This is a genomic window from Hymenobacter sp. UV11, assembly GCF_004684095.1.
Classification (GTDB): Bacteria; Bacteroidota; Bacteroidia; order Cytophagales; family Hymenobacteraceae; genus Hymenobacter.
In genome coordinates, this window is sequence record NZ_SRII01000002.1 from 248692 (window position 1) to 269913 (window position 21222).

18 protein-coding genes are annotated in these 21222 nt (G+C 62.6%); 7 read left to right on the forward strand and 11 right to left on the reverse strand.

Annotation, left to right across the window (positions count from 1 at the left end):
• The first annotated feature begins 13 nt into the window (after positions 1-13).
• Complete coding sequence (locus E4631_RS27005; RefSeq protein WP_369073963.1) at positions 14-175, forward strand: type IX secretion system membrane protein PorP/SprF; 162 nt, start codon at positions 14-16, stop codon at positions 173-175.
• Between the two features lie 455 nt (positions 176-630).
• Here E4631_RS27005 and E4631_RS03615 read toward each other — a convergent pair whose 3' ends face one another.
• Positions 631-3345, reverse strand: a complete 2715-nt coding sequence (locus E4631_RS03615) for a T9SS type A sorting domain-containing protein (RefSeq protein ID WP_133660022.1) — start codon at positions 3343-3345, stop codon at positions 631-633.
• Positions 3346-3941: 596 nt separating this feature from the next.
• On the opposite strand from E4631_RS03615, the gene E4631_RS03620 reads away from it, so the two are divergent.
• Entirely contained in the window at positions 3942-4244 is a 303-nt protein-coding gene (locus E4631_RS03620; protein WP_167797024.1) for a type IX secretion system membrane protein PorP/SprF, read from the forward strand.
• Positions 4245-4451: 207 nt separating this feature from the next.
• Positions 4452-5129 carry a hypothetical protein gene (locus E4631_RS03625; protein WP_133659996.1) on the forward strand — a complete coding sequence of 226 codons (678 nt, stop codon included), beginning with the start codon at positions 4452-4454 and terminating at the stop codon, positions 5127-5129.
• Positions 5130-5184: 55 nt separating this feature from the next.
• Here E4631_RS03625 and E4631_RS03630 read toward each other — a convergent pair whose 3' ends face one another.
• The 4 genes from E4631_RS03630 to E4631_RS03645 form a co-directional block, all read right to left on the reverse strand.
• Positions 5185-6552: an MBL fold metallo-hydrolase gene (locus E4631_RS03630; protein WP_133659995.1), complete on the reverse strand. Its 1368-nt coding sequence runs from the start codon at positions 6550-6552 to the stop codon at positions 5185-5187.
• Positions 6553-6734: 182 nt separating this feature from the next.
• A complete protein-coding gene (locus tag E4631_RS03635) occupies positions 6735-7172 on the reverse strand; it encodes a hypothetical protein (protein ID WP_133659994.1) in 438 nt (145 codons plus the stop codon).
• A gap of 18 nt (positions 7173-7190) precedes the next feature.
• Positions 7191-7373, reverse strand: a complete 183-nt coding sequence (locus tag E4631_RS03640; protein ID WP_133659993.1) for a hypothetical protein — start codon at positions 7371-7373, stop codon at positions 7191-7193.
• A gap of 56 nt (positions 7374-7429) precedes the next feature.
• Complete coding sequence (locus E4631_RS03645; protein ID WP_133659992.1) at positions 7430-7819, reverse strand: hypothetical protein; 390 nt, start codon at positions 7817-7819, stop codon at positions 7430-7432.
• 247 nt (positions 7820-8066) lie between these two features.
• Here E4631_RS03645 and E4631_RS03650 point away from each other — a divergent pair, with 247 nt between their 5' ends.
• Positions 8067-9647: an amino acid permease gene (locus tag E4631_RS03650; protein WP_133659991.1), complete on the forward strand. Its 1581-nt coding sequence runs from the start codon at positions 8067-8069 to the stop codon at positions 9645-9647.
• 131 nt (positions 9648-9778) lie between these two features.
• On the opposite strand, the gene E4631_RS03655 is transcribed toward E4631_RS03650, so the two are convergent.
• Both E4631_RS03655 and E4631_RS03660 read right to left on the reverse strand, forming a co-directional pair.
• A complete protein-coding gene (locus tag E4631_RS03655) occupies positions 9779-10219 on the reverse strand; it encodes a hypothetical protein (RefSeq protein WP_133659990.1) in 441 nt (146 codons plus the stop codon).
• A gap of 67 nt (positions 10220-10286) precedes the next feature.
• On the reverse strand, positions 10287-10496 hold the full coding sequence (locus tag E4631_RS03660) for a DUF2945 domain-containing protein (protein ID WP_133659989.1): 210 nt from the start codon (positions 10494-10496) through the stop codon (positions 10287-10289).
• 153 nt (positions 10497-10649) lie between these two features.
• On the opposite strand from E4631_RS03660, the gene E4631_RS03665 reads away from it, so the two are divergent.
• The 3 genes from E4631_RS03665 to E4631_RS03675 all read left to right on the forward strand — a co-directional run bounded on the left by E4631_RS03665 (position 10650) and on the right by E4631_RS03675 (position 17487).
• A complete protein-coding gene (locus E4631_RS03665; RefSeq protein WP_240734654.1) occupies positions 10650-13820 on the forward strand; it encodes an amidohydrolase family protein in 3171 nt (1056 codons plus the stop codon).
• 168 nt (positions 13821-13988) lie between these two features.
• Positions 13989-15284: an amidohydrolase family protein gene (locus E4631_RS03670; RefSeq protein ID WP_133659988.1), complete on the forward strand. Its 1296-nt coding sequence runs from the start codon at positions 13989-13991 to the stop codon at positions 15282-15284.
• A gap of 166 nt (positions 15285-15450) precedes the next feature.
• The gene (locus tag E4631_RS03675; protein ID WP_166648259.1) at positions 15451-17487 is read left to right on the forward strand and encodes an RICIN domain-containing protein; all 2037 of its coding nucleotides are present in this window, start codon (positions 15451-15453) and stop codon (positions 17485-17487) included.
• A gap of 127 nt (positions 17488-17614) precedes the next feature.
• Here E4631_RS03675 and E4631_RS03680 read toward each other — a convergent pair whose 3' ends face one another.
• The 4 genes from E4631_RS03680 to E4631_RS03695 form a co-directional block, all read right to left on the reverse strand.
• On the reverse strand, positions 17615-17977 hold the full coding sequence (locus tag E4631_RS03680) for a hypothetical protein (RefSeq protein ID WP_133659986.1): 363 nt from the start codon (positions 17975-17977) through the stop codon (positions 17615-17617).
• Positions 17978-18065: 88 nt separating this feature from the next.
• Positions 18066-19133 (reverse strand): hypothetical protein, encoded by a 1068-nt coding sequence (locus E4631_RS03685; protein WP_133659985.1) that lies wholly within the window; start codon positions 19131-19133, stop codon positions 18066-18068.
• Between the two features lie 46 nt (positions 19134-19179).
• A complete protein-coding gene (locus tag E4631_RS03690; protein ID WP_133659984.1) occupies positions 19180-19428 on the reverse strand; it encodes a hypothetical protein in 249 nt (82 codons plus the stop codon).
• Positions 19429-19544: 116 nt separating this feature from the next.
• Positions 19545-21191, reverse strand: coding sequence for an FAD-dependent oxidoreductase (locus tag E4631_RS03695; protein WP_133659983.1), 1647 nt, complete (start codon positions 21189-21191; stop codon positions 19545-19547).
• Positions 21192-21222 lie beyond the last annotated feature (31 nt).

A 21222-nucleotide genomic window follows, 5' to 3' on the forward strand; every position in this document is an offset into this window, starting at 1 on the left:
TTTCGACTCGGTGGTGGGCATGGTGGGCCTCAGCTACGAGCAGTTTACGCTGGGCTACTCCTACGATGCCGGCACCTCGCAGCTGGCCGGCTACAACGGCGGCAGCCACGAAATCCTGATTGGCTTGCGGCTGAAGAAGAAGAACCAGGAGGTGTGCATCAACAAGTTCTGGTAGAACGTGCTCTCTGCTGCGCTCCCCGCTGGATACTGGGTAGGCAAAGCGCCTGCGCCAACCTGCCGCAACCAGCCATCATGCGTTGCCCGCGTGCTCTGAAGACCAATGCTGACGTCGTTTTCTGCACCACAACCGACAGCTACCCCGAAACGCTACCCCCCTGGGCTGGTGGCAAGCTGGTAAGGGGGTAGGGAAGGTTATAGTGTGAAAGCAACGACCGTGAGAACTGCGCTAAGGCGGTCAGTAAGGTAAATTATCGAAGAAAGAACGAAGCTAATGAGGTAAAGCAAGTAGCTGCCCCTTAGTCAGATAATGCTGAGAGTCGCGGATAGAAAAACCTCGCCCGGCTTCATCTCCGAAATAGTATTGACACAGCAAGGCCGCTTCTTTATCCACGTAGCGCTACGTGGATAAGGAAGCGGCCTTGCTCGCTTAACCTAAAAGATTTAAGTAAATTAGTTGATGTGCAGGCGTTGGCTCAACTTGCCGCAGCGCACTATGTAGAGGCCACTCGGCAAGCCAGTCAGCGGCAACAGGGCTTCTTCCCCGTTGGTAGGGGCGGCCTGGGTGCGCAGCAGGCGGCCCAGGGCATCAATTACCTCCAGTGGAGCCTCGGCGGCCGGGCCGAGCAGCTGTACGTGCACCGCTTGGGTAGCCGGATTGGGATAAACCAGCAGCTGGGCTAGCTTATCTGTTTTAGCCGCCGCGAAGGTGATGGCCCTAACGGGCGAGTACGTGTTGGTACCGTCCAGGTCCGTCTGGCGCAGGCGATAGTAAAGCAGGGTAGCCCCGGCTGGCAGTTTCGCATCGAGCAGGGCGTACGTGTTCGAAGCAGTGCTGGTGCCCGCACCGGACACCGTGCCGATTGCCGCAAAAGGCTGCCCGCCTATGCTACGCTCCACCGTGAAGCCGGCATTATTCTTTTCCGAAGCCGTAGCCCAGGCTATGCGTACCACCGTGGGGCCCGCAATCTGAGCCGTAAAGGCACTCAACCCTACGGGCAAGGGGGTCACTCCGGGTAGTATTGCGCCAAAGACCGTTGATTGGGCCGGGCCTTTATAGTTTTCGGCGTTGCTAATCAAGATGGTACCCGGCTGGTTAGGGTCGCCGTCGTCGTATAGGTTGGTGCTGTTATAATCAAACACATACGCGTAATAAGTCGTTTGCGGGTTCAAGCCCGTAATCGTAGCTGTAGGAGCTCCCCCCGCCGATACGACGTAGTAGAGGTTACCCTGGCCATCGGAGAGCGTGCTTTGACCAGCGCCCTGGAAAGCCCCGTTACTTGCATTATAGTCTGTACCATCCAGGGGCATCACATCCGGCACGGTCAGCGAGGATTTGGTGCTAATGAGCACGAGGTGAAATTCGCCGTATCCGGTAAGTTTCGAGTCGGGTTGGAAATTAATGGAAGCTGACGCGTCTCCCACATTGCGCGCGGCTTGAAATGGCGTTTCGCGAGTCGGCTCAACATCGATGGCTGTACCGCGCAGCTGGTTGGCATCCGTCCCCGAAAAACTGCTTGTAATGGGTGAGGTAGTGTTGGCCGGCGAAGCTGTGACGTCTGGAGTGAGGTATTGCAGCACGGCCTGCGCGGCTCCTACGCGAGTGGGCGCGTAAACAACATAAATATCCTGGTCAATGATATTAGTGGTCGGGTCTGGTGTTAGTTGAATGTAGTTGTTAGTGGTGTTCGTCGGGTCAGTGTAGGTAGTCCCATCCGTTGAAATCCGAAACTGCGCGTAGCCATTCGGATTACCCTGGGCACCCTGCGATTCGCCCGAAACCGAGATGCGGGTCGGATTGCGTACCAGTTCGGCATGAATGCGAATCAGCTGCGGAGCCGACCGCACATTGGTGCCAATTACCAGCGGGCTGGGCTTAATGAAAACCGTGCGCGATTCGATGGTGCCAATGCTGTTGGCCGAAACCGTCGTGCCGATAGAAGTTGCGGGCGAGCTGCTGAAATTAATAGCCGTTCCGCTCTCCTTACCTGCCACCAGCGGCACGTAGCGAATATACACCAGCACGTTTTCAACCTTGCCACCCACCGGGTTGATAGTAAGGGAATTGCCCGTAACCGTGCCCGTGCTGCCTGCACCCAGGCCAGTGAAAGCGTTGTCGAGCGATACCTGGAAGTTAGCTGGTGCGCGCACCAGAATACCATTTATAAGGAAACTGCCGCTCACAACCAGTGTCTGGCTGGCTGACGCTTTTTCCGGCACTGTGCTGAATGGCTGCAACGGCTGGCCCCCACTGGGGTAGCCAGGTGTTATCGGGTTGGTAGGGGGGGTACTAACCGTAAACGTCGACGAGCTGTTGGGGTCCGTGAAAGAGTTGTTGCCCGTCACCTGCACCACGTTGCTCGGGGCTGCCACTGCCGCGCCACTCGTGGCGGTAATGGTGCCAGTGAAGTTGCTGTTGCTCGCCACCGGGCCCACAATGCGGACCTGAATAGTCGTTGCGATTACTTCACCGTTCACCGGAGTAAGCGTTATAGAATTTTGAAACACACTGCCAGCAATTGCTGGGTTGCGCACTTGAATACCTCCCGTAGTGGTAGGGGAGGTGAGGGCGGTAGCAAGCGTGATATCGGTACTGCCTAGGTTCTTGCCTCCTACCGTGAACGTCAACACCTGGCCCGAGCCACTGCCCGAAACCTGCCCAAAAGCAAGCAGCGTAGGGTCTACAAATATATAAGGGCCACTCGGAGATGTGCCACTTACCGCCACCGACTGACTCACAGTAGTAGCTCCTGAAGGCGTCGTAGCAACAATATTGTCGGCATACGTGCCAGTTCCGTCTTGGTGCGCGCTGGAAACGACCGGTGCAAAACGGGTATCGATAGTCGTTGCGCTCAAGGTGCCATCAAGAGGGGTTAATGTAATGGCAGCGGTCGAGAAAGGGTTGCTACCCACTCGAATCTGGAAGCCATCTGGAGCAGTGACGGTAACGTCGTTGGTCAGGCTGGCGCCGCTTATCAAAAACGACTTAAGCGCAGATGTGCGGTTAACCGGTATAGTGCCGAAATCCTGCAAGGGCAGGGTATTACTCGGCGCGGCTCCTACTGTAAGTGTTTGCGCCTGCATGGCAAGCGGAGCCGATAAACACAGAAGCAAAACGTAGATGCGCTGCAGATGGCGAATAAGCATCTTGGAATAATCGTGTTTCATGTAGAGATTTTTAATTTTAACAAATAGGAGGACTCAGCTACCCATAAAGGTAAGGAGAGTTTGTCAAAATTTGATTTAAAAAGTTTTATAACGCTTTAAACGCCAAAAAATAAGAAAATAATAATATTATTTAAAGAATTTAATTTAATTTTCCAAGCATTAATTTTATAATTTATAAAGTCTGTTTTGTGTCAATCTATTAGTGGTATAATTATAAATAATACAAAATTTTGCATCATCTTTTATCCAAGGCAAATGGTCTGAGCGGCTATTGGGCCAACTAGCTTTACTTACCGAACTAACCAGCTATTCGCGCTGCGCGCCCTACCCCCGCCTTTTAGCCGAATTTGCTACTATTTCCTGTCGGCGCATTATGACTTGAGCAGGTACCTTGTTTCGGGGGACTTAGAGCGATTCCCAAGTCCGCACCAACCAATCTGGACACCGACTTGGGAACTGCTTCATGGCCTTGCCATTGGGCTACTAGAGCGGTTTTCAAATCAGTGTACACTTTTTGCCCGTCTGGCTCTCCCTCTCCTTTTCGGAGAGGGGGCCGGGGGGTGAGGCGAACGCGAGAACGAGCTATGTACACTGACTTGGAAACCGCTCTAATGGTGGTGCCGTCGGCGCTGGTTAAGGTGGTGAACCCCGCCCCGCTCTCGGTGGACCTCAACGCTAAGCTCAAGTACAAGGACCTGCTGTGGTTCGGCGCGTCGTGGCGCGCCTTCGACTCGGTGGTGGGCATGGTGGGCCTCAGCTACGAGCAGTTTACGCTGGGCTACTCCTACGATGCCGGCACCTCGCAGCTGGCCGGCTACAACGGCGGCAGCCACGAAATCCTGATTGGCTTGCGGCTGAAGAAGAAAAACCAGGAGGTGTGCATCAATAAGTTCTGGTAGGGCCTACCCCCAAAGCGCTTCCCACTGGGAGTTGGGGGTAGGTAAAACGCCCGTGCCAGCCTATTTTTTTGTTTGGACGCTGGGTGCGACCTCAAGTACTTTTCGCTGCAATACTACCTGGCTAAACTACGGCAGCAGCCAGCCCAAAACGCCTCCACGTCATCAACCGAGTCGGAGGGTTTTCTCTATATTTTTTAGCACCATCTAATGCAGCCCGCCACTTTCATTACGCCCCGTACGGCCCGCTTTTTCAGTCTGGGCGAGCCTGGGCCGGCTATCCAGCACGTCTGGATATGCCTGCACGACCACGACCAGCCCGTGGCGGAGCTGGCCGCGCAGCTCGTCAACCTCGATACCCCGGAGCGGCTGCTCATCCTGCCCGAAGCGCTTTCCCGCTACACCCTTCCCGATGGGTCCGACGAGCTAGCCTCCGACCGTGCCATGTGGTTTGCGCCCAATTCGATAGCGCCCGACCTGGCCGATGCCGCCGGCTACCTCGAAGGCTTGACCGCCCGCACCCTGGCCGCCTGCCCGGCTGGCACGCCCGTTACCGTGCTCGGCTATGGGCACGGCGCGGTGGTGGCCTGCCACTGGTTGGCCACCACCGCCGTTGCTTACAAGCGGCTGGTGCTCTACGCGGCCGTATTCCCGCCCCTACCCGGCCGGCGAACGTTGCTGGCGGGCTTGCCGCTGCGTCCGGTGCAGGTTGTTGCCACTACCGCCGACACCTTCACGCCCGAAGCCGATGGCCCCGCCCTGCTCCAGGACCTGCGCGCCGCCGGGCACGCTGCCCGCCTGAGCTACACCGAACCCGGCCCGCTCACGCTGGCCGCTCTGGGCGCCGGCCGAGAGGAAGGCGGCCTACTCACCCCAGCCACAGCCTAAACCGGTGTTGTGGTGAGCCGGGCTTGCCTTGACTCCTGATGCCTTTCATCACTCTTTACTCCCTCATAAACTCCGTCACTGCCTCGCCCAAATCATGCACTGCTACCCCTGGTAGGGCGGCCTCAATGATGCTGGCCCCAGCCGCTGAGCGGTATCCGCTGGCGCAGTGCACCAGCACGGGCTTATCGGTCGGGATTTCGCCCACGCGCTCGCGCAGCTCGGGCAGCGGGATGAGCAAGGCGTTGTTGAATAAGGATTCAACTGCTTCGGTACGGTTGCGTACGTCCACGATGGTGAACTGCTCGGGGTGAGCGCGCATGGCTTCCGCGTCTACCTCGGGGCTGGTGGCGGGCAGGAGGGTAGGGGCCAGCAGGGCACTTTTGATGATGGCCTCATAGCCGATTTTGGCGGCCTTGCGAATCACGGCGTCGAGCTGAATTCGGGTGTCGGCCAGCAGGTAGAACGGCTCGGTGGGGCCAACTACCGAACCCAGCCAGGTTTCAAACTTGGCGCCGTCCTGCAGGTTGAGGGCGCCTGGCAGGTGACCGGCGCGGAACTGCGCGGCCGGCCTGGTGTCGATGAGCAGTACGCCCGGCTCCGGCGCGTCCTGGTTGCCCAGGCGCGGCACGGTCCGCACGCTGTCTTCGAAGTTGGATGCGCCCTGCTTGTTGAGCTGCACATCGTGCTTAAAATACTTAGGCACAAACGGCTGGTCTTTGAGCAGCACTTCGATAAACTCGGCCTCCGACATGGGCTGGAGCGCGTAGTTGGTGGCCAGCTCCTTGGCAATGGTGCTGTCGAGGTCAGTACTGGTAGTTTTGCCGCACAGCGAGCCGGGGCCGTGGGCCGGGTACACGCGCGTGGCGGGGGGTAGGGCCATCAGCTTTTGGCGCAGGCTGGCGTAGAGCTGGGCGGCCAGGGCCTCGCGGGTGTGGCCGCCGTCGGTGGTGTCCTCGCGCAGGTCGGGCCGGCCCACATCGCCCACGAAGAGCGTGTCGCCCGTGAACACGGCGCGGGTTTGGGCCAGCTCATCCAGGAGCAGCACGCTGATGCTATCGGGCGAGTGGCCGGGGGTGTTGAGGGCGTGCAACTCCACGGTGCCCAGCTTGAGGCGGTCGCCGTCGTCGAAATTTTTGTGGGGGTAGCGCGCGTCAGTGAGCTTGCTGCAGTAGATGGTGGCGTCGGTTTCGCGGGCTATTTCGAGGTGGCTGCTCACGAAGTCGGCGTGGGGGTGCGTCTCAATCACGGCCACAATCTCGGCGTCGTGCTCGTCGGCAAAATCGTAGTAGGGCTGCGGGTCGCGGCCGGGGTCAATCACGGCCATCTGGCGGCCGGCGCGCACGGCGTACGAGGCGTGCGCGAGGCCCTTATCATAAAACTGCTGAATCTGCACCGCGGGGGTGCTACTACTGGGGAGCGGCATGGAGGAGTTGGCGGCGCGAGGCTAAATGCCTGATTATCGGGCTGCCGGGGTAGGTGATAAGGTCAAATATAACGAGCCGGCGCAACATAGCCCGGCCCGGCGCCCCGCGCCCCGGCGCGCCGGGCACCAAAAAACCCCGGCCGTGGGGCCGGGGTTCGGGAGGGGGGTAGGGACCCTGCGGGCTAGCTTTTGGCCTGCCGCTTGCCGCCGTGCTCGCCCTTGTGCTGGTGCTCCTGGTGCAGGGCTTGCAGCTTGCCGTACTGGTCGGCGCTGAGCACGCCTTGCAGCTGGGCCTGGTACTTGGCACGGCCGTCCTGCATGGCCTGGTGGCGGGCTTGGCGCTGCTCCTTGGCGGGGTATTGCGCCTTCAGGGCCTGGCCTTCCTGGGCCTGGGCCAGCAAAATTTGGTGCACTTTGGGCTGTTGGGTGGCCGTGAGGCTCAGCTTTTTGGTGAGCATGGTAGTGCCGTGGTCGGCGCGCTGCTCGGGGGTTTTATGCTGGTGGGCATGTTTGCCGTGGTGTGCCTGAACCGTTTGGGCAGGGGTAGGGGTAGGGGCAATTTGGGCAAAGCTGGCGGTGGCAAAGGCCATGGCGGCCAGCAGAAACAGGGGCTTTTTCATAATAGCAAGGAGTGATTTTTAAGCAGAAAAAAGGAGAGAAAAGCAGGAGGCGCGGCCGCGTTGGCTCCGGTGTGCCAGGTGAAATACAAGGAGCACGCCAAAGCCCGCGCCGAACATAAAAAAGCCCTCTTCCATCGCCGGAGAGGGCTTTTTTACCGATGAAGTGGTGAGATGGTGAGTGGTGAGTAAAAAGAACGTCATGATGAGCTTGTCGAAGCATGACGTTCTTTTTACTCACCACTCACCATCTCACCACTTTAATCAGTGTGCGCCGTGGTGTGCAGCTGCCCGATGCGGGCGGCCTTGAACTGCTGGTAGCGCACGTACTGCGCGGGGGTGAGCACCCCGCGAATGAGCTCGTCCGATTTGGCGCGGTCGAAGGCCATGGCGGTTTGCAGGGCGGCGGGGTCGTCGTGGTGGGCGGCGCGGTCGGCGTCCATGTGCTGGCGGGTCATTAGCAGCACTTGGCGCAGGCGGGCGTGCTGGTCGGGCGAGAGGCCTAGCTCCTGGGCCATGCGTTGGGCCTGGATGGTGGCCTGCTGCAAGGTGTTGCGGTCGGCAGCGGAGGTAGCTGTCCCGCCCGATTGGGCATGGGCCCCGGCAGCGGCCAGGCTCAGCGCTAATAGGAGGAGGAAGGATTTTTTCATAAAAAATCAACTGATAATGAATAAACTAAAAAATGTAGCCTCAGCCGCCTTGCGGCCCAGCCGAGGGGGTAGGGCGGGCCCCGCGTGGGCACTGGCGCGGCTGTGCGCAAAGCCCTTGCCAAATCCGAAAGTGCGTCAGTTGCGAAGTTTCGCGTATTTTCGGCCCGGCTGGTTATTCCCCAGTCTTATCGCAACGCGAAAAAACGGTTACTATTTTCCCCCCACTGGTTCTTTTACCCCTTTTTGCATGGCTAGTATTTTTGCCAAAAAACCGCTCGCCCAACTCCTGGGCGAAGCTAACTCAACCGGGCACGGCACCCTGCAACGCACGCTGGGCGCGGGCAACCTCGTAGCGCTGGGCGTGGGCGCCATCATCGGGGCGGGCTTGTTTGTGCGCACGGCGGCCGCCGCTGCCCAGGCCTCGGGGCCGGGCGTCACGCTGGCCTTCATCCTGGCGGCTTTTGGCTGCGTGTTTGCGGGCCTGTGCTACGCCGAGTTTGCGGCCATGATTCCCATCGCCGGTTCGGCCTACACCTACGCCTACACCACCATGGGTGAGTTTGTGGCCTGGATTATCGGCTGGGCGCTCATCATGGAATACGCGCTGGGCGCGGCCACCGTATCCATCGCCTGGAGCGAGTATTTGAACAAGCTCTTAGAAGTCTTTCATACCAGTATACCCTATAATCTGTGTCACTCGCCCTTCGAGCACGCCGTGATTAATGGCGTGTCGCAGCAGGGCTTTATCAACCTGCCGGCGCTGCTCATTATCGTGGCCCTGAGCTTGTTGCTGGTAAAAGGCACCCAGGAATCGGCCATGTTCAACGCCGTTATCGTGGTGCTGAAGGTGCTCATCGTTATCGTGTTTATCGCGGTGGGCTGGCAGTTCATCAACCCCGCCAACCATACGCCCTACCTCATTCCGGCCGATGCCGTGGTGAAAAACGCCGCCGGCGAAGTAGTCCGCACTTACGATGGCTGGAACAAGCACGGCTGGGGCGGCATCCTGGGCGGCGCGGGCATTGTGTTCTTCGCCTTTATTGGGTTTGATGCCGTGAGCACGGCTGCGCAGGAGGCCAAAAACCCCAAGCGCGACATGCCCATCGGCATTCTGGGCTCGCTGGCCATTTGCACGGTGCTCTACATCCTGTTTGGACACGTGCTGACGGGCGTGGCCAACTGGCGCGAATTTGCCGACCCAGCCATTGGCGGCGAGGCCTCGGTGACCTACGCCATTAAGGCGCACATGACCGGCTACAGCTGGCTGGCCACGGCCGTAACGGTGGGTATCCTGCTGGGTTTCACGTCGGTAATGCTCGTGATGCTCATGGGCCAGAGCCGGGTATTCTTCTCGATGGCCAAAGACGGGTTGATGCCCAAGGCGTTTTCGGAGCTGCACCCGCGCTTCAACACGCCGTACAAGTCGAACCTGATGCTGATGGTGTTCGTGGGCTTGTTCGCGGCCTTCGTGCCCGGCTCGCTGGCCGGCGACCTCACCTCGTTTGGCACCCTGCTGGCCTTCGTGCTGGTGAGCCTGGGCGTGTGGATTATGCGCAAATCGGACCCCGCGCAGCCGCGGCCGTTCCGGGCGCCACTCTCCACGCCGGACTTCCCGCTGGTGCCCATCATGGGCGCGCTGGTGTGCCTGGCCCTCATCGTTGGCCTCGATTCTTTCACCCTGGAAGTAGCCGTGGGCTGGATGCTGGTGGGCTTCGTCGTGTACTTCCTCTATGGCAAGAGCAACTCGATGCTGCAAAAAGGCATTGTGGTGGTGCCCGAAGAAATGGAGAAGGAAGCTTTCATCAAGCCTGACTCGCACAACCGCTAGGCCGGCCCTACCCCCCGGTTTCGATTCAAACAAGAAGCCCCGCCAGCAGCTGCTGGCGGGGCTTCTTGTTTGGAAAGTAGCTAGTTGCGAAACCGCCAGTGACGTTCTATTTGACCAACGTACCGTGCGCCCTACCTTCTCACCGGCATGCCAATGGCCGGCCGAAACTGCCCCAGCCAAGCCAGGGCGTCTTGCTCGCTGGTAAACCAGTCGGCCCGAAAGGTGGTCGCAAACAAAGGGCTGGTGGGCGAGGCATAGTTGCGGGCTTGCATCGCCTCCCAAAACTCGGCCCGCGCTATAAAAGCCAGGCACGGAATACGCCCCAAGGTCTTGTACACGCGGGGCAAAAATTCGTCGCCCAGCCACTCATACACGTCAGACGGGCGCTCGGAGGTGTCGGCCCGGCCATCGAGCAGCCAAAACGGGCACTGGTGCTGCTGCGCCTTGGCCAGCAGCAGCTCGCAGGCCTCCGTGAACTCGGCCGGCGATAGCGGCCGCTGCACTACCCCCCTTACCAGCGGCGGCTCGGCCTGGTAGCGCACGGCATAAAATTCAGCAGTAGAAAAAGGCATGAGTGAAGGTGAACATGTGGAAAATGGAAAGAGAATAGCTGTAAAACATGAATAAAGATAATTGCGGTCAGCCAATTGGTTTTACCTCACTCTTGAGCTTGAGAACCCGGTCGCCATTGTCCTGCACGATGACGAAAGCCGGGTTATCCTCGGTACCGTTGCGGGTGATGTCGCTGCCCTTGAGCTTGCGGGTGATGGACTCCTTGTGAACGGATTCGATTTTGCCGGTGGCCGTGCCGGTGCCGTACTTCCAATTGACTTGGGTGCCTTTGCGCATGGGGAGAGAAGATTAAGTGAGTAAGTTAACTGGAAAAACGATAAAACTTCGCAGTAGGATGCAGCATCGCATCTACTCGCCCCTACTTTTGGCGCAAGGGCCGGCCGCGTGGGCGCTGGCCTTCTTACTCCGCTGTATTTTATTGGTTATACTTTGACTCCGAAGCTCTCTTTTTCATTGCGCGCCGGGCTGGCTTTGTTGGGCCTAGGCGCGGCCGTGCCGGCGCTGGCGCAGCCCGGCACCTACCCCCGCAATGGCGTGTATGACCAGCGGCCCGGCCTCTACGCCTTCACGCACGCCACCATCCAGACCGACTACAAAACCCGGCTCACGGACGCGACGCTCGTCATTCGGGAAGGAAAAGTGGAGGCGGTAGGGCTCACGGCCAGCGTGAAGATTCCGGCCGGCGCGGTGGTGCGCGACCTGCGCGGGCAGTACATCTACCCCGGCCTGGTCGATATTTTTACCAGCTACGGCGTGCCCGAAACCAAGGCCCCCGAGCGGCGCGGCCGGCGCGGCACCGGCCCGCAGTTCGACTCGCAAAAGGCGGGCGCCTACGACTGGAACCAGGCCATTCACCCCGAAGCCAACGCGGCCGAGCTGTTTAAAATAAATGCCGAGCAGGCCAAGGCCTATCGCCAGCTGGGTTTCGGGGCGGTGCTCACGCAGCAGCCCGACGGCATTATGCGCGGCACGGCGGCCCTGGTGAGCCTTAATACCGACCTGAAGGAGAACGAGGTGATTTTGCTCGACCGGGCCGCCAGCGGCCTGTCGTTTGATAAAGGCACCAGCACCCAGGACTACCCCAGCTCGCTGATGGGTAGCATCGCGCTGCTGCGCCAAACATATCTCGATGCGAGCTGGAACCAGCGCAACCCGCGCCGCGAGCAAAACCTGTCGTTGGCCGCCCTGAGCCAGCAAAAGCGCCTGCCCGCCATCTTCGAGGTGCGCGACAAGCTCTCGGCGCTGCGCGCCGACCGCGTGGGCGACGAGGCCGGCGTGCAGTACATCATCAAGGGCCACGGCGACGAGTACCAGCGCCTGCCCGAATTGAAAACCACCGGCGCCACGTTCGTGGTGCCCGTCAATTTTCCCGAGGCGTATCAGGTTGATGATGTGTACGATGCCCAGCGCATTGCCCTCGAAGATATGCAGCACTGGGAGCAGGCCCCCGCCAACGCTGCCCGGCTGGCCCAGGCCGGCCTACCCTTCTGCTTCACGGTGGCCGACCTCAAGGACAAGACCAAGTTTTGGCCCAACGTGCGCAAGGCCGCCCGCTACGGCCTCACCGAGCAGCAGATTTTGCAGGCCCTCACCGCTACCCCCGCCCGCCTGCTGCACGCCGAAAACGAGGTGGGCAGCCTGCGCCCCGGCTTGGTGGCCAACTTCCTGGTGTGCTCGCGCCCGCTGCTCGACGAGAGCACGGTGCTGCTCGACAACTGGGTGCAGGGCGAGCGCTACCAGCTCAGCACCCAGCCCGTGGATTACCGCGGCGTGTATGCTTTGCAGCTGGTGACGGCCGAAAAAATTCTGAAGGACGAGTATAAGATTAGCGCGGATATGCGCTTGCTCATCCAGGGCAGCAAGCCCGAAACGCCAGAGTTGCGCTTGGTTTCTGCCATCAACGGGATGCCTGCCGACACTGCTCGCGGCTCCATTGCGGTGAGCACCGAGTTGGTAACTATAGTTTTCAATCCGGAAGACAAAGTGAAGGGCAAAGCCCCAGCCCCCAAGCCTACCAATAACAGCACGCCGCCCACCAACGCCGGGGCCATTCGTCTCAGCGGCTATTACGCGGCCGAAACCAAGACTTTCCGTGGCGATGGCCAGCTGCCCGACGGCACGCCCGTGACCTGGAGCGCCCGCCGCCTCGACGAGGCCAGCCGCCAGGCCCGCCGCGACTCGGCCAAGGCCCTACCCCCCCTCGTACTAGGCAAGGTGAGCTACCCGCTCGGCGCCTACGGCCTGGGCGGCACGCCCGCGCAACAGCCGGTGCTCATCAAAAACGCCACCGTGTGGACCAGCGAAAAGGCGGGTAAGCTGGAGAATACCGACGTGCTGCTGAGCGGCGGTAAGATTCAAAAAATCGGCAAGAGCCTGGCCGCCCCGGCCGGCGCCCGCACCCTCGATGGTACCGGCAAGCACCTCACGCCGGGCATTATTGATGAGCACTCGCACCTGGCCATTGCCGAGGGCGTAAACGAAGGCACCCAGGCCGTGACCAGTGAGGTGCGCATCGGCGATGTCATTGACCCTGAGGACGTGGGCATCTACCGCGACCTGGCGGGGGGGGTAGTGGCCGCGCAGCTGCTGCACGGCTCGGCCAACCCCATCGGCGGGCAGTCGGCGCTGGTGAAGATGCGCTGGGGCGCCACCGGCCAGGAGATGAAAATCGCCGACGCGCCGGGCTTTATCAAGTTTGCCCTGGGCGAAAACGTGAAGCAGAGCAACTGGGGCGAGCTCAACGTGCTGCGCTTCCCCCAAACGCGCATGGGCACCGAGCAGGTGTTCGTGGATGCCTTCACCCGCGCCAAGCAGTACGAGAAGGAATGGCTGACTTATAACAAGTTATCGAAAGGCCAGCAGGCCAAGGCCGAGCAGCCCCGCCACGACCTGGAGCTGGATGCGCTGGTCGAAATATTGCACGATACGCGCCACATCACCTGCCACAGCTACGTGCAGAGCGAGATTAACATGCTCATGAACGTGGCCGACCAGATGGGATTCAAGGTCAACACGTTCACCCACATTCTGGAAGGCTATAAGGTAGCCGACAAGATGAAGGCGCGCGGCATCAACGCCAGCACCTTTTCCGACTGGTGGGCCTACAAAAACGAAGTGCGCGACGCCATCCCGTTCAACGCCGCCATCATGCACCGCGTGGGCCTCAACGTAGCCATCAACTCCGACGATGCCGAGATGAGCCGCCGCCTCAACCAGGAAGCCGCCAAGAGCGTGAAGTACGGCGGCATCCCCGAAACCGAGGCGCTGGAGTTCGTCACCATCAATCCCGCCCGCATGCTGCACCTCGACGGCCACATGGGCAGCATCCGGGAGGGTAAGGACGCCGACGTGGTGCTGTGGAGCGATAACCCACTGAGCATCTACGCCAAAGCCGAAAACACCTTCGTCGATGGCCGCGAGTATTTTAGCCTGAAAAAGGACCAGGAGCTGCGCCAGCAACGCGACCAGGAGCGCCAGCGCCTGGTGCAAGCCATGCTGGCCGCCCGCAAAACCGGAGCGCCTACCCAGGCCGCCCGCGAAAAGCCCGTCGGCCACTGGACCTGCGACACCATTGGGCAGGTGGCGGAGGAGCAGAAGTAACGAAGGTCGTTCTGGCGGGCGCCTCACCCCCCGGCCCCCTCTCCGAAAAGGAGAGGGGGAGCCTGAAGAATGCTACTACAAATTTCAACTACAAATGCCTGCGCCGCCGTGGCTCCCCCTCTCCTTTTCGGAGAGGGGGCCGGGGGGTGAGGCGCCCGCCAGAACGATATGAAATTCCTACCCCTCCTCACCGCCCTCGCGCCCCTCGCCGCCGCCGCCCAGGTGCCTACCCCCGCCGCGCCGCAGGCGGCGCCCATCGTGCTGGTGGGCGGCACGCTGCATACCGGCACCGGCCAGGTAATTGAGAATGCCGCCGTGGCCTTCGACAAGGGCCGGCTGGTGTACGCTGGGCCGCGCGCGGGCTTCACCCAAACCGGCTACGAAACCCGTGACATCAGCGGGCAGCAAGTGTATCCGGGTCTTATTCTACCCAATACTACCCTGGGTCTCAATGAGGTAGAAGCCGTTCGTGCCACCGTGGACGATGAGGAAGTGGGTGCCCTCAACCCCAACGTGCGGGCGCTCATTGCCTACAACACCGACTCGGACGTGACGCCCACCGTGCGCATCAACGGCGTGCTGCTGGCCCAGCCTACCCCCCGCGGCGGCTTCCTGTCGGGCGCCAGCTCGGTGGTGCAGCTCGACGCCTGGAACTGGCAGGATGCCGTGGTGAAGGCCGACGATGGCCTGCACATCACCTGGCCCGCCATGGTCATCAAGGCCAACCCCGCCGAGGATGCCGCCGCCCTCACCCGCCGCCAGGACGCCCGCACCGCCCAGCTCCGCGACCTGGAGCAGCTACTGGGCGAGGCCGCCAGTTACCGCCAGCTGCCTGCCGGCCGCAAAGAAAACCTGCGCCTAAGCGCAATGAAGGGCCTGTTCGACGGCACCAAGACGCTCTACATTCACGCCGACTACGGCAAGGAACTCATCGAATCGGTGCGGATGGCCAAGCGCCTGGGTGTGCAAAAAGTAGCCCTCGTGGGCGCCCGCGACGCCTGGATGGTGCTCGATTTCCTCAAGCAAAACGACGTGCCCGTGGTGCTGAGCCGCGTGCAGGCCCTGCCCCGCCGCGACGGCGACGACTACGACCAGCCCTACAAGCTGCCCGCCCAGCTGCAAGCCGCCGGCATCCGCTACTGCCTCGACTTTCAGGGTGAACAGGAGACTTCACGGGCGCGCAACCTGCCCTTCGTGGCGGGCCAGGCCGTGGCCTTCGGGCTGACCAAGGAGCAGGCCCTCACGGCCATTACGCTCAGCCCGGCCCGCATCATGGGCATTGATAAAGACTATGGCAGTCTCGAAGTGGGCAAGTCGGCCACGCTCATCGTGAGCCGCGGCGACCTGCTCGACATGCGCACCAACGCCCTCACCCAGGCCTACATCGACGGCCGCCGCCTCACCCTCGAAAGCAAGCAAACTGCCCTCGACCGCAAGTTTCGCGGCAAGTTTGGGCTGGAATAGGGGGTAGGGACTTGGAGCGTAAAGGCAAAAAAGGCTGTCATGCTGAGCCTGTCGAAGCATCTCTACCGCGCCGTAGAGATGCTTCGACAGGCTCAGCATGACAGCCTTTTTATCAGCCAATCCTCCCTGCCTCCCGCCTTTCTCATCTCATCGCCACCTTTGCGGTATGATTCGAGTACTTTTCCTGTGTTTGTTGGCATTTTCGGCCGCCGCCCAAACGGCCATCGTGCCCGATAACCGCGCGCTCTACGGCATTATCAACCGGGCCAGCGGGCGCAGCCTCGACGTGGCCAAGGCCGCCATCACCAGCGGCGCGCCCGCCGTGCAGTGGGAGTTTACCCACGCGCCCAGCCAGCAGTGGCACCTGGTCACCATCCGGGAAGGCGGCGAATATTATCGCCTGGAGGCCAAGCACAGCGGCCTGTGCCTGACCCTGGAAGTGACTGCGGGCGCCGAGCCCAGGGCCACCACGCCGCTGGTGCAGCGCCCCTTCACGGGCGGGCTGGGGCAGCAGTGGCGGCTGGTGCCCACCGGCCCGCCCGGCACCTTCCAGCTCCAGAACCGACTCGACGACCGGGTGGCAACGCTCGAAACCAACAACAAATTCAACAACACCGCCATCGTGGCGGCGCGGGGGGTAGGGCGCTCCAGCCAGCTCTGGCGCCTGTTTCAGTTGCAGCTGAAGCTGGCCACCGGCCCGCCCTACTTTGCCGCGCCCGAGGCCCTGCCCACGCTCGGCGCGGGCGGCAGCAGCGAGCTGCAACCCGTACCCACGCCCGACGGCAAAGGCCTGTATTTCAACCGCACGCGCTTTGCGGGCAATACCGAAGGCCTGGCCGAAAGCGGTGATATCTGGCTGAGCCAGAGCACCGATGGCGGCCGCACCTGGGCCGCGCCCACCCGTCCCGACCGCCCGCCCGGCCTCAACACCGCCCAGAACAACGCCGTGCAGGCCGTGGTGGGCCCGGCCGGCAGCCCCCCGTCGCTGCTGCTGCTGGGTACCTACGACGCCAGCCCCCTGCGCGACCAGGGCGCGGCCCGCGTGGCGGTGGGCGGCAACGGCGGCCCTACCCCCCTGCGCATCAGCAACTTCAGCAGCCTGAGCCCCGGCACTGGCTTCTTTATGACGCCCGACGAGAAAGTGCTGCTGCTGAGCCTGGAGCGCGACGACTCGCAGGGCGGAAATGACCTCTACATAAGCCGGGCCGAGGGCGGCGGCTACTCGGCGCCCCAGAACCTGGGCATGGTCGTCAACTCGCCGGGCTACGAGTTTGCGCCCTGGCTGGCGGCCGATGGTAAAACACTGTATTTCAGCTCATACGGCCACCAGGGCTACGGCTCGGCCGATATCTTCGTGAGCCAGCGCCTCGACGATTCCTGGACCAAGTGGAGCCAGCCCGAAAACCTGGGCCCGCGCTTCAACGGACCGGGCTACGATGCGTTTTTCGCTGTCGGCCCCGATGGCACGGCCTACTACGCCAGCACCGGCGCCAAAGACACGAACCCCAAGAAGCTCTTTCGCACCGCGCCCGGGCCGCCGCCGGTGGTGGATTCAGCCGCCATCGCGGCGGCCGCGGCCGACCCCATGAGCCAGCCCCGCGCCCTCGTCACGGGCCGGGTGCTCGATGCGCGCACTGGCCAGCCCATCGCGGGCGGGGCCGAGGTGCAGGCGCTGATGATTGGCGGGCCGATTGACTTCCGCAGCACGGCGCGGGCCGACCAGGTGGGCTTTCAGATGTCGCTGGCGCCCGGCCGCTACCGCGTCGTGACCACCGCCGGCCTGCTCACCCGCGTCGATACGTTCGCGGTAAAAGCCGGCGAGTCGCGCCGCTACGAGCCGCGCCTCACGCCCGCCACCGTGGGCTCGCGCCTCGACCTGCCCGACCTACTCTTCGTGCAGGCCCAGGCCAAGCTGCTGGGCTCGTCGTTTGCTACCCTCAATAAATTGGCCGAGTCGCTGAAAGACAATTCGCAGCTCGAAATTCGCCTAGAAGGCCACACCGACAACGTGGGCACCCCGGCCCTGAACGTGAAGCTCAGCGAGGACCGCGTGGCGGCCGTGAAGCGCTACCTGGTCGATAAAGGCGTATCTGCCAGCCGCATTACTACCGTTGGCTACGGGGGCGAGAAGCCCAAATTCAGCAACGACCGTGAGGAAACCCGCAAGCTCAATCGCCGCGTCGAGCTGGTTATTACGAAGTGATGTAACGCAGTTGGTGCAGCTACCAAGCAGCCAGCAGCTTTCTGAAAACCCCGAAAAAAAGAGGCGCGGCAACTTAGTTGCCGCGCCTCTTTAGGATAAAAATAGAAGGGGAAGGAGAAGTAAGTAGTTAGTAGATTGGTGATTCGAGGCCGAGGGCGCAGCCGTCGGCCGGGTCATAGGCGCTGTGGCTCAGGATGCGGTAGCTCAGCATGGTGGCTTGCCGGGGCAACGCGCGCATGAGAGGGGGGTAGGGCACGGCCGATGGTGGCCAGCTACCACCAGCAGGCCCGGCTAGCCGCAGAATAGCCTGCATAACGCGGGTTATCTGCTCGCTCATGCCATTCAAAAAGCCCTCCTCGGCCCGTTGCAGGGCGTGGGCCTCCGCCTCCGCAATCTGGTATTTGGCCGCGTAGGCGGGCAGCACGGCGGCAAATCGCTTGAGCCAAACCGCAATCGATAAATCTTCGGTAGTAGGGTAGGCGGGTTGCATACCTAAAAATAGGAGCAAAGGCGCGTCCTCCCGTTACCTGCTTACTAAAGAACCGGCTATTGATTAGTGGGTGACACCTAATGCTTAGTTAACTAGTGAGTGCGGCTGACTGGCTACCGGCTTTTTCTCGCCGCCAGATAAAGCCGTCGAGCACGTAGTGCGTGCTCTGGGGCAGGGCCAGCAGCGGCACCAGCCACTTCAATAGGCCCGGCGCGGCCACGGCCGGCAGGTGCCCAAACCAGCCGAATACCGTGCCGTGCTCGCGCCACACCAGGCCATCCCATAGCCCTTCTTCCACAAAAGCAAACAGCACGATGGCCCCCAGAAAGAGGGGTAGGCCCCCGCGCCCGGCCCACCAGCCGCGCCCGGTGGCGCCGGCCGGGCGGCGGCTCCACACCAGCGCCAGGTAGGGTACGCCGTGGGCCACTACGTTGAGCAGCGTAAAGGCCAGGTCGCCGTTAAACAGCACGATGCCTGCGTACCAACTGGCGGCCGTGCCGGCCAGCAGCAGGTTGCGGGGCAGGTTGAACGTACGAAACCGGTAAAAAAGCCAGGCCTCGCGGGCCGCGTAGGCCAGCAGCAGAGCGGCATAAGCGGCAGTGGCCAGGTGCCGGCCCAGGGGCCAGTCGCGCTGCACAAAGTCGCCCTCCACAAACCAGCTGAAATTGCGCGGTGGCGATAAATGCCAGTGCAGCAGCGGGTAGAGTGTGGCCGCGTAGATGAGCGCCGCCGGCAGCCACCCGCCCGGCGCCGGGGCCTCATGCCGGGCATACAGCCGCAGAAAGCCGTACTGCTGCCGCACAAAGTGAAACACGGCGAGGTAGGCCAGTGCCCGCCAAAACACCAGCCCACCCACCGCGTGCAGCGCCACCCCGCCCGCGTAGCAAGCCAGCGGCACCAGCACCAGCAGCGTGCGCCGCTGCCGCCGCCGCGCGGGGTCAAAGTAGGTCTGAAACAGGGTGCCGTACACGTGCGCCACGTCGATGAGCAGCACCACCGCCACCCAGGCCAGCAGCGGAAACTCGGCTGAGTGCCGGTAGGTGGCCGGCAGCAGGGCCACCACCGCCAGCGCCAGAAACGGCGGGGCCAGAATCAGCCAGCCGTCGTAGCGGGGCGAGCGCAGCCAGGGCTGGGCAGCAGAGGGGGGTAGGGGCATGGCGGCCCGCAAAGTAGCACCGCCGCCACGACCCGGCGCGCCGGCTTTAGTGGCCGGTACCCATCGTATTGGCCGGGGTAGTGACGGTGCGGCCGGCGGGCACGCCCATCGTGGTGGTCGTGGCGGCGGTATCGGCGGCGGCCGGGGTGCCGCCTACTTTGGTGGCGGCCGATTCGGTGCCCAGCATGCTGGTGGGCGTGCTGGTCGTGGTGCTGCTGTTGCCACCGCAGGCGCCGAGCAGCAGTCCGCCCAGTAGCAAGGCCAGGAAGCTTTGGTAAGAAAGGAGCTGTTTCATGAGGGGTAGGGGGTAGGTTTAACTAGCCTGTTCAGGCAGTAGCACGAACTTTCCAGCTCACGCTACTGCCTGAACGGCTTGCTTAGCAATTTGATACGAAAATCTGCCACGACCGGCTAACTGGCCGGCGAGCCCAGTGCGGCCCGCGCCGCCCGCCGGCCCTGGTGAAACGCTTCCTCAAAAACCGACACACCACTGAGGTCGGTGTGGGCCACGTGCACGCGCCCGCCCAGGTGCGGCTGCCGGGCCAGCGCGCGGGCCGGTCCCCACACGTAGCCGGGGGTAGGGGCCACCATGCCGTGGCCCCACACCCACAGCTCGGCGGCCGTTACCTGGGCGGCCAGGCCGGGGTGCATCAAGTCGAGCTCGGTGAGCACGAGGGTTAGCCACTGCTCGTAGGTGCTGGCCAGGGCGTGGCGGCGGGCAGCGATGGGGTCGGCCGGGTCGGTGGGCAGGGCCCAGTAGAAGGTGAGGCTGTAAGGGCCCTCCGTTTCGAAGCCGCGCAGGGCCTGGTGCTCGGCGTCGATGTAGCCCAGGGCGGGGCTGTCGTAGCGCACGTTATCCCAGCTCAAGGGCTGGCCTGTACCGCCGGGGTAGGCGTCCACCGTGAGGTTGGCCACCAGCCAGGGCGCGTGCAGCGGGGCCAGCGCCGGGGCCGCAGGCAGCAGGTGCCGGCTCACGTGCCAGGGCGTGGCCAGCACTACCTGCCGGGCTCGCAGGCGGGTAGTTTGCTGAGTTGCATTGTCAAACGCCAGCGCTTCCACGCGGCCATCGGTAGTTTCCTTTAGGCTGAAAACCAACGTATTTGGTCGAATTTCGCCTGCTCCGCCCTGGTGGCGCAGCGCTTCGGCCAGAAAGTGGTTGCCCTGGGGCCAGGTGAGCACGGCATCGGGCGGGGCATTGTGGGCGCGGCCCTTGCGGGCGGCGAAGTAGTGCAGCCCGGCCCAGGCCGAAATCTGCGCGGCCGGCACCCCAAAGTCGTCGCGGTACGAATAATCCAGGTACCAGCGCAGGTACTCGGAGTGGTAGTCGTGGCGGGCCAGCCAGGCGGCCATTGTTTCGGCATCGAGCGGCCGGGTGGCTGCATCGGTCGAGGACAGGTCGAGGGGTAGGCGGAACAAGTCGCGGCCGTCGGGGCCGGTGGCGCGGCGCAGGCGCTCTATCAGGGCCAGAAAACGGGCTATTTCGGCGCGGTCGGGGGCGGGCACGCCCACCTCGGGCACCAGGCCGGCTTGCCAGTGGCCATGCAGCAGCAGGCGCTCGGCCGGGTCGTGGCAGAGCATGGTTTCGTCGTAGTGGGGCAGGCCGGTGGCGGGGTCGTAGCCCGTCAGCACGCCGGCCTGCTGCAAAAAGGCCAGCAGCTCGGCATCGCGCTCGTCGGGCAGGGGCAGGTAGTGCGCGCCCCAGGGGTAAGCGGTGCGGGCGTTATGGCCGCTCGCGGCGTTGCCGCCTACCCCCGGCTCCAGCTCCAGCAGCAGCGCTTGGCGCGCTGGGGCCAGCTCGTGCAGCGCCCGCCGCGCCGACAACCCACTGATGCCACCACCAATTATCAGCAGGTCAATTTCCTCGGTGCGCGTGGCGGCGGGCAGGCTCTTGAGGTCGCGCAGGCGGTGGCCCAGCGCGTGGCCCGCCCCGCGCAGCTGCCCGCGCACTGCCGAGCGCGCCGGCGCGCAGCCCGGCACGCTGCCCACCAGCCCCGCCAGCAGCGTGCCGGCCAGCCCGGCGCTGGCTTGGGTTAAGAATTGGCGGCGGGGTAGGGACATGTTTTCAGTGAGTAGTGAGCAGTGAACAGTG

What these genes read in the sequence shown, in the direction of transcription:
- E4631_RS03615 (WP_133660022.1), bottom strand. Translation starts at nt 3,345, where the DNA reads ATGAAACACGATTATTCCAAGATGCTTATTCGCCATCTGCAGCGCATC.
- E4631_RS03625 (WP_133659996.1), top strand. Translation starts at nt 4,452, where the DNA reads ATGCAGCCCGCCACTTTCATTACGCCCCGTACGGCCCGCTTTTTCAGT.
- E4631_RS03630 (WP_133659995.1), bottom strand. Translation starts at nt 6,552, where the DNA reads ATGCCGCTCCCCAGTAGTAGCACCCCCGCGGTGCAGATTCAGCAGTTT.
- E4631_RS03635 (WP_133659994.1), bottom strand. Translation starts at nt 7,172, where the DNA reads ATGAAAAAGCCCCTGTTTCTGCTGGCCGCCATGGCCTTTGCCACCGCC.
- E4631_RS03640 (WP_133659993.1), bottom strand. Translation starts at nt 7,373, where the DNA reads ATGACGTTCTTTTTACTCACCACTCACCATCTCACCACTTCATCGGTA.
- E4631_RS03645 (WP_133659992.1), bottom strand. Translation starts at nt 7,819, where the DNA reads ATGAAAAAATCCTTCCTCCTCCTATTAGCGCTGAGCCTGGCCGCTGCC.
- E4631_RS03650 (WP_133659991.1), top strand. Translation starts at nt 8,067, where the DNA reads ATGGCTAGTATTTTTGCCAAAAAACCGCTCGCCCAACTCCTGGGCGAA.
- E4631_RS03655 (WP_133659990.1), bottom strand. Translation starts at nt 10,219, where the DNA reads ATGCCTTTTTCTACTGCTGAATTTTATGCCGTGCGCTACCAGGCCGAG.
- E4631_RS03660 (WP_133659989.1), bottom strand. Translation starts at nt 10,496, where the DNA reads ATGCGCAAAGGCACCCAAGTCAATTGGAAGTACGGCACCGGCACGGCC.
- E4631_RS03670 (WP_133659988.1), top strand. Translation starts at nt 13,989, where the DNA reads ATGAAATTCCTACCCCTCCTCACCGCCCTCGCGCCCCTCGCCGCCGCC.
- E4631_RS03675 (WP_166648259.1), top strand. Translation starts at nt 15,451, where the DNA reads ATGATTCGAGTACTTTTCCTGTGTTTGTTGGCATTTTCGGCCGCCGCC.
- E4631_RS03680 (WP_133659986.1), bottom strand. Translation starts at nt 17,977, where the DNA reads ATGCAACCCGCCTACCCTACTACCGAAGATTTATCGATTGCGGTTTGG.
- E4631_RS03685 (WP_133659985.1), bottom strand. Translation starts at nt 19,133, where the DNA reads ATGCCCCTACCCCCCTCTGCTGCCCAGCCCTGGCTGCGCTCGCCCCGC.
- E4631_RS03690 (WP_133659984.1), bottom strand. Translation starts at nt 19,428, where the DNA reads ATGAAACAGCTCCTTTCTTACCAAAGCTTCCTGGCCTTGCTACTGGGC.
- E4631_RS03695 (WP_133659983.1), bottom strand. Translation starts at nt 21,191, where the DNA reads ATGTCCCTACCCCGCCGCCAATTCTTAACCCAAGCCAGCGCCGGGCTG.